The 8,247-nt window shown below is 60.5% G+C and carries 5 protein-coding genes; 3 read left to right on the top strand and 2 right to left on the bottom strand.

What is annotated here, in order from left to right:
* Positions 1-186 precede the first annotated feature (186 nt).
* Both Q0M35_RS15590 and Q0M35_RS15585 read right to left on the bottom strand, forming a co-directional pair.
* Positions 187-768, bottom strand: coding sequence for a VPLPA-CTERM sorting domain-containing protein (locus Q0M35_RS15590; RefSeq protein ID WP_295316922.1), 582 nt, complete (start codon positions 766-768; stop codon positions 187-189).
* A 333-nt stretch (positions 769-1,101) separates the two neighbouring features.
* Positions 1,102-3,525: an FAD-dependent oxidoreductase gene (locus Q0M35_RS15585; RefSeq protein WP_295316920.1), complete on the bottom strand. Its 2,424-nt coding sequence runs from the start codon at positions 3,523-3,525 to the stop codon at positions 1,102-1,104.
* 325 nt (positions 3,526-3,850) lie between these two features.
* On the opposite strand from Q0M35_RS15585, the gene Q0M35_RS15580 reads away from it, so the two are divergent.
* From Q0M35_RS15580 to Q0M35_RS15570, 3 genes are all read left to right on the top strand, one after another.
* Positions 3,851-4,618 carry an aldolase/citrate lyase family protein gene (locus Q0M35_RS15580; RefSeq protein WP_295316918.1) on the top strand — a complete coding sequence of 256 codons (768 nt, stop codon included), beginning with the start codon at positions 3,851-3,853 and terminating at the stop codon, positions 4,616-4,618.
* 774 nt (positions 4,619-5,392) lie between these two features.
* Entirely contained in the window at positions 5,393-7,801 is a 2,409-nt protein-coding gene (locus Q0M35_RS15575; protein WP_295316916.1) for an FAD-dependent oxidoreductase, read from the top strand.
* A gap of 87 nt (positions 7,802-7,888) precedes the next feature.
* A partial coding sequence (locus tag Q0M35_RS15570) for an NTP transferase domain-containing protein (RefSeq protein WP_295316914.1) occupies positions 7,889-8,247 on the top strand: 359 nt, incomplete at its 3' end.

Genomic DNA, 8,247 nt, shown 5'->3' with positions numbered 1-8,247 from the left:
ATCTTCGCCCGGTGATTGAACTGAGATGGCATCCGGACGCACATCAGATCGCGGGCACCCGGGATAGCAGCCCGGTTTCCTGTATTTGGAAGTTGTCGTCAGCTTCATTAAAAAAATCAGGCATTACAACCAGAAGCGGCGGACCATGGCCCGCCGCTTTCAGCTTCTGAGTAGTATATCGGAATCTCAGGATTTGCGCTTTTTCCGGCGTGAAAACGCTAACGCGCCCATACCGGTCATCAGAAGTAGTCCACCCGCAGGCAAAGGCACGGCGCTGATGGTCGGATCAATATCCAGACTATAGCTACCGTTGTTGAAAAACGCGCCTGAAGTACTGTTACCAATCGGATCAGTGATGTTAGCTTTCCATGCAGCGACAGCTATGGTGTAGGTACCGTCAGCAAACACAGGTGTTCCGCTCAGCGACAGAACGATGGGTATTTCATCATTTGCATTTCCACCGTTGGTATTGGGCGTTGCGCCCAGCAGGGCCCCACTTGAGTCACCCAGTCCGAATACCGGGAAAAGGTTGCTGCCAGCAACGCTTTGAACTGTGATCTCGATGTTAGTTACGGCAAATCCAGGGGCTGTATTCAAAGTGAAGTTGAAGAAATCAACCTTTTCCCCGTTATTGTCCGGATCGGCCGCCAATACATAATTGCCACTGAAGCCGCCTGTCACATCGCCGATGCCGTACGTTGCTGCCAAAGCGGGCGAAACACTTGAGGCGGCGATCACGACGGCAGCAAAAAATGATTTAATTTTCATGGATTTATTACACCTTTATACTCTTACTGACAGCTGCAGTAACAGCCGGTGGTCAGTGGTGCAATGCAATTTTAGTCAAAAGGGGGTCACATCGTCCCGAACAGACTGCACACAGGTGCCCCTGACGCCTTTTCAGGCATTTTTTGAGGTAATTGCGGACTGAAGCGGCGAAAGCACATTTTATCAAAGTGAGCTTTTCGAAGGAATGAGTCGCAGGTGGCGATATGTGCATGTCGTGGCATTGATTATACCGGGCTCAAACCAGTCACCGGCCACAAGATCAGATGGTCCTTGCCCCGTAAAATCAGGCCTGCGCTCTTTGCAGCGAACCGGTCAGGCGCGCAGGCGTTCGCCTTTCGGATCAAAGGGCGGCTCGTGCAGGATGCGTGCCTTGTGGGGCTGACCCAGCACCATGACCACCACCTCGTCCCCGGGTGCCGCGTCTTTCACATAGCCCAGGGCCAGGCTTTTGCCGACCGAATAGCCGTAGGCCCCTGAAGTCACCCGCCCGATGCCCCTGCCGTTGCGGAAGACAGGCTCGCCGCCTGTGGCATCCGCGTCTGAGGCATCTGTCTGATCCGCATCAAGCTCCATCAGCACCAGCATTTCACGCGGCGCTCTGGCGAGAGTTTCCGCCACGGCCGCCTTGTTCAGGAACTCCTTGTCCATTTTGCAGAGCCGGTCGAGGCCGACTTCCTGGGGCCAGTATTCAGGAGAGTACTCACGGCTCCAGGAGCCGTACCCCTTTTCGACGCGCAGGCTCATCAGCGCGCGGCTGCCGACGGGGCCTGCTCCCAGCTCTTTGCCGGCCTCCAGAAGTGCGTCATAGAGCTTTTTCTGATCTTCGGTGGCGCAGTGCAGTTCCCAGCCGAGATCGCCGGTGAAAGAAACGCGCAGCGCCAGCACGGGCACACCTGCAATCTCCATCCAGGCGCTTCGCATGAAGGGAAAATCGCTGGTAGCGAGCGAGCTGTTGGTGAGCCGCGCCAGCAAATCGCGCGCGGCGGGGCCGGCCACGTTGAACCCGCAGAATCCTTCGGTCAGGCTCTCAAACTCGGTGCCCGCGGGTAACGGCACAGATCTGAAAAAGCGTTGATGATACCGCTCCGCAGCGCCGCCGCCGATGATCCAGAATTCTTCCTCTCCGACCCGCGTCACAGTGAAATCACCTGCGATACCGCCGCGTTTCCCGATCAGCGGGGTCAGACAAGACCGGCCGACCGATTTCGGCATATGGTTTGCGAACACAGAATTCAGCCAGGCCTCCGCGCCCGGCCCGGTGCAGCGATATTTAGCAAAGTTCGAGATATCGATAATACCGGCATGCTCGCGCAGCATCCGGCATTCGGCGCCGACGGTGTCCCACCATCCCTGGCGTGTGAAGCCTTCGGTAACGTCCTCGGCGCCGGGCGTGTCGCCGAAATAAAGCGGATGCTCCCAGCCGTAGTTAAGGCCAAAGACCGCCCCCATCTCCTTTTGCATCTGATAGGCGGGTCGTGTGCGTACCGGCCGGCCGGCGGCACGTTCCTCGCCGGGGAAGTGGATCTTGAAGCGATGCGCATACTGATCGCCCACGCGTGCTTTGGTGAAGGCCTTGTCCGCCCAGTCGCCGAACCGCGCCACGTCCCAGGCGAACATGTCATAGCGCGTCTCGCCCGTGGTGATCCAGTCCGCCGCCAGCAGCCCCATGCCGCCCGACTGCGAGAACCCCGGTATAATACCGTTGCAACAGAAATAGTTGCTGAGTTCGGGCACCGGGCCAAAGAGCACATTGCTGTCCGGCGACCAGATCATCGGCCCGTTGATCACCCGTTTGATGCCGGCCTCGCCTACGGCAGGCACCCGGTCGATGGCACGCATCATGTTCTCTTCGATGCGCTCCAGATCGTCGGCGAAAAGTTCATGGCCAAAGCCCTGCGGCGTGCCCTCTTCGGCCCAGAACCGCAGGTCTTTTTCATAAGCGCCGACAAGCAAACCTTTGCCCTCCTGGCGCAGGTAATACTCGCCGTCCCGGTCCGCGACGGAAGGCAACCGGCGGTCCAGTCCGGCAATCTCCGCAATCGTTTCCGTGACAAAATACTGATGTTCGGTTGGTTGCAGCGGCAGCGTCAGCCCGGCAAGGGCTGCGACCTCCCTGCCCCAGAGCCCGGCGGCGTTGACCACCCATTCCGTGGCGATGTCGCCTTTGGCGGTGCGCACGATCCAGGTGCCGTCGGGTTGTTGTTCGGTGCCGGTAACCGGGCAGAACCGGATAATCTCTGCACCGTTCTGGCGCGCGCCGGCGGCATAGGCGTTTGTGACACCTGACGGATCCACGTTGCCGCCATTTTCTTCGAACATGATGCAGCGGATGCCGTCGTAATTGACCAGGGGGTGCAGTGCTTCGGCTTCCTGCCGGTCAATCTCGCGAAACGGCAGGCCATAGTATTTTGCCTTGGCCGCCTGCAGGCGCAGCTGATGCGAACGCGCCTCGGTCTGTGCGAGATAAAGAGACCCCGGCTGAAACACCCCGCAGGACTGTCCGGTTTCCGCTTCCAGCGCATTATAAAGGTCCATCGTATAATTCTGGATCCGGGTAATGTTATTATTGTCGTGCAGCCCGTGGATGTTGGCCGCCGCATGCCAGGTCGAGCCCGATGTGAGCTCGTCGCGCTCCAGCAGGACGACATCGCTCCAGCCCGCTTTGGTCAGGTGATAAAGAATGGAGCAGCCGATAACGCCGCCTCCGATGACAACGGCCTGAGCATGGGTGCGCATGGGATAGTCCCTGATCTCTTTCGTGTTTCGCTGGCCCTGACCATGCCCCGGCCGTTTTCAGGCCGGTTGCTTGTTCACGACATATCTGGTCGGCGGCTGACAATGCGCAGGGTTGGTGCGGATGGCCGGACCGCCGGTTGCCACCGGTTAGTGTCGGGTCCCAGACCTGGCCCTGAAGGATGTAAAGCAGTGCCCGTGGCTGCACCCTGAGGGGGCCTGAGTGGCCTGCCTCACTCATCGCCGTGTTTCCGGGCGGTGAAATCGCTTGCGTGAGACCGGTGGCATGCACAGACTGGGCCGAACCTGATCAGAGATCTGCCAGCCTATGACCGTACCCGACACCTGTCTGAAAAACCGCCTCAACAATACCGATGACCGGGTAGCCATCCATATTGTCACGATACCTTCGGCGGTTGTGACCCAGGCCATGGCCGCGGCGGGGGCGGACGGGCTGATTATTGATATGGAGCACGGGGCCGTCGATCACGCCTCTGCTCATGCGATGATCGCCGCCACTGCGGGTACGCGTTGCGCGCCGATCGTACGGGTGCCGGAGATTGATGCTGCCGTTGTGAAAAGGGTGCTGGATCTGGGTGCGGAAGGCATCTGTTTTCCCCTGGTGCGCACTGCGGAGGATGCCCGGCTTGCTGTATCCTGTATGCGGTATCCGCCGCGCGGGGTGCGGGGGTTTGGCGCATTCATTGCGCAGTCGCGCTGGCAAACGGATCTGCCGTCATTCCGGGATGCTACGGAAGACAGGCTGATAACTGTTCTGCTGATCGAAACCCGGGACGCGGTGCAGAACATCGACGAGATCTGTGCAGTTGAGGGCATTGATCTGCTGGTGGTCGCCATGTTCGATCTGAGCACTGATCTGGGACATATGGGGGAGTTCGATCATCCCGTTGTACGCGCTGCGGTCGGCAGGATCGAAGCTGCGGCGAATGCTGCCGGTCTGCCGCTCGGCGGCAATGCGCTGAGCCGGGAGATGGCCGACGGGCTTTTCGAACGTGGCTACCGGGCGATCGCGGGGTTCGATCTGCTCTGGCTACGGGCGAAGACTGCAGAGATCAAAGGCTGGACGGAGACCTGAAACGGTAACTTCCGGCATTGCATGCCCGGCCTTTCGTGCAGCGGTTCCTGAATGCTGACCGGACAGTCTTGCGAATCAGGCCGGCCGCTGCGTGCGCTGGGCACGTTGTTAGGGCCGCCACACGGCCTCCTACCTGTTATCCGCTCAGGCCTGTGGAAAATTTGACCCGGTACTCTCCACGTCGTAACGCATTGCAATCACGTTTCTCTGTCCGGGAGCGCAGCTTTTTGCGCCGCGCACGCAGGTGGTGGCATTAAATGGCCACATTCATCCGGTACTCAGCACGCTGACACGGGACACCCGGGCCGCAGTGCCCTGCCGATGACAACGACAATTGAGATGATTGCTGATGCCCCACGAAGTTAAGCAGAAACGCCTGGCTGTTAAACACGTCAAACGACGCTGCCACCGGTGCCATGGCTCCGGCAGCGCGAATTGTGTGACCTGCAACGGTACCGGGCGCATGTACAAGGGCCGCGATTATCACGGGCATGCGGTGATGGGCACCTGCGAGGGCTGTTTTGGCACCCGTTTCAGGCGGTGCTCATATTGCAGCGGTGAAGGTTTCGCCTGACAGCAAATACCGCAGGACATAACCTGACCTGGTTTCAGCCGATCAGGCCGGGCTGTGCCATCTTCTCATGACAACGGGCTGCTGCAGAGGCTTACTGACCCCCGGGCTGAGGTTCCTGAAACGTCAGTTTCTGTCGTTTTCAGCCAGGCCCGTGCGCCCGCTCGCGCACATTCTCAGGCCTGGAGAAACCGGAGAATCCCATGCAGACTACCACCCGTGTTGCCGTCATCGGCGGAGGCGTTGTCGGCGCGTCCGTGCTCTATCACCTCACCAGACTGGGATGGTCTGATGTGATGCTGCTGGAACGTTCGGAGCTGACAAGCGGATCGACCTGGCACGCGGCAGGCGGTTTTCACACGCTGAACGGCGATACGAATATGGCAGCCCTGCAGGGCTATACCATCCGGCTCTATAAGGAACTCGAAGAGATTACCGGCATGTCCTGTGGTCTGCACCATGTCGGTGGTGTGACCCTCGCGGACAATCAGGACCGTTTTGACATGATGCTGGCCGAACGCGCCAAGCACCGCTTCATGGGGCTCGACACCGAGATTGTCGGGCCCGAAGAGATCCGCAAAATCGCCCCGATCACCAACCTCGACGGCATCATCGGCGGGCTCTATGATCCGCTGGACGGGCATCTTGACCCCTCGGGCACCACACATGCCTATGCGAGGGCGGCGCGTATGGGCGGTGCCATGATCGAAACCCACTGCATGGTGCGCGAAACCAACCAGCGCCCGGACGGCACCTGGAATGTGGTGACCGACAAGGGCACGGTGCATGCCGAACATGTGGTGAATGCCGGCGGCCTCTGGGCGCGTGAGGTGGGTGCTATGGCCGGTGTGTATTTCCCGCTGCACCCGATGGAGCACCAGTATATCGTCACCGATGCGATCCCTGAGATTTATGAGCGTGATGCCGAACACCCGCATGTGATGGATCCTGCCGGCGAAAGCTATCTGCGCCAGGAGGGCCGTGGCCTCTGCATCGGCTTTTACGAGCAGACCTGTGCGCCATGGGCGGTGGACGGCACGCCGTGGAGCTTCGGCCATGAACTGCTGCCGGATAACTTTGACAAAATCTCAGACAGCATTGAATTTGCGTATAAACGGTTCCCGGTGCTGGAACGCGCTGGCATCAAATCAGTGATCCACGGCCCCTTCACCTTTGCGCCTGATGGCAACCCGCTGGTGGGCCCGGTGCCGGGGATGCGCAACTACTGGTCAGCCTGCGGTGTGATGGCGGGCTTCAGCCAGGGCGGCGGTGTCGGTCTGACGCTGGCACAGTGGATGATTGAGGGCGAGCCCGAACGCGACGTGACGGCGATGGATGTGGCGCGTTTCGGTCCCTGGATCAGCCCCGGCTATACACGGCCAAAGGTTATCGAGAACTACCAGAAGCGTTTTTCCGTGGCTTATCCGAATGAAGAGCTGCCCGCCGCCCGCCCCAATCGCACGACGCCGATGTATGATATTTTCACGGGCATGGGGGCCGTCTGGGGGAAGCAATACGGGTTGGAGGTCGCGAATTACTTCGCGCAGGACGGTGAGCCGGCGTATGAAACGCCCTCCTTCCGGCGCTCTGATGCTTTTGCAGCGACCGCGCGTGAGGTGAAGGCCGTCCGGCAAGCGGTTGGAATCAATGAGGTCCAGAATTTTGGCAAATACCGGGTGAGCGGCCCGGGCGCGCGGGCCTGGCTGGACGGTATAATGGCGGGCCGGGTACCGGACGAGGGGCGCCTGAGCCTCACGCCGATGCTTTCGCCGCGCGGAAAGCTGCTGGGGGATTTCACAATCTCCTGTCTGGGCGCAGAGCTCTTTCACCTCACCGCTTCTTACGGCGCGCAGGCCTGTCATATGCGCTGGTTCGGGCAGAACGCATCAGATGACGCGCTGGTCGAAAACATCTCGGATCAGCTCACAGGGTTTCAGATCGCCGGCCCGAAGGCGCGCGAGGTGCTTGCCGCCTGCACCCGCACGGATGTGAGCGATGTCCGGTTTCTCGACGTGCGCCGGCTGACCATCGGCATGACCGACTGCATCGTGCAGCGGGTAAGCTATACCGGTGATCTGGGCTATGAGATCTATTGTGATCCGATGAGCCAGCGCGCGCTCTGGCAGACGCTTTGGGCTGCCGGAGAGCCCCGCGGCATGGTGCCTTTCGGCATGCGGGCAATGATGTCGCTGCGGCTCGACCGGTTTTTTGGCAGCTGGATGTCGGAGTTCTCACCCGACTACACTGCGGCGGAGACAGGTCTCGACAGGTTCATCCGCTTCGGCAAAAATGCTGACTTCATCGGGCGGGCTGCCGCCGAAGCTGAGCGCGCCGCAGGACCCGCGCGTCGTCTGGTCAGCTTTGAGGTCGATGCTGAGGATGCAGATGTGCATGGCTATGAGCCGGTCTGGCTTGAGGGTGAGGTCGTGGGCTTTTGCACGTCCGGGGGGTACTCGCACCATGCCGGCAAATCCATTGCCATCGGCTTTCTGCCTGCGGACCGGGCAGATGAGGCACCGGAGGTGCAGATCGAAATTCTTGGAAAGATGCGTTCCGCCCGGGTGATCACCGAACCTCTCTTTGATCCGGACGGGTCCCGGATGCGCGGCTGAAGTGGTCTGCGCTGTGGCCTCTCCTTACCGGTTGATGCCGCCCGCGCGGGTCTGTCGCTACAGCAAAAGGTAATATAGCGTCAGGTCATGACCGAAGCGCCGCTGACCGACATTCCTGTGATTGTTCCTGCCGCCGGTGCATCGCGCAGGATGCGGGGGACCGACAAGCTGATGCTCGAAGCAGACGGTTTGCCCCTGCTGCGCCGCCAGGTGATGCGCGCGCGGGAAGCCACCCGGGGGGCGGTGATCGTGGCCCTGCCCCCGGCGCCACATCCGCGCTGCGACAGCGTTGCGGATCTTGATGTGACGGCTGTTCCGGTGCCCGATGCAAGCGACGGGATGAGCGCCGGGCTGCGCCGGGCTCTGGATGCACTCAGCGATGATGCGCCGGCAGTGATGATCCTGCTGCCTGATCTGCCGGATCTGACCACCTGTGATCTGCGCCG

The sequence above is a fragment of the Roseobacter sp. genome, assembly GCF_024639605.1.
GTDB lineage: Bacteria > Pseudomonadota > Alphaproteobacteria > Rhodobacterales > Rhodobacteraceae > Roseobacter.
This window is presented reverse-complemented; position numbering and strand designations above follow the sequence as displayed.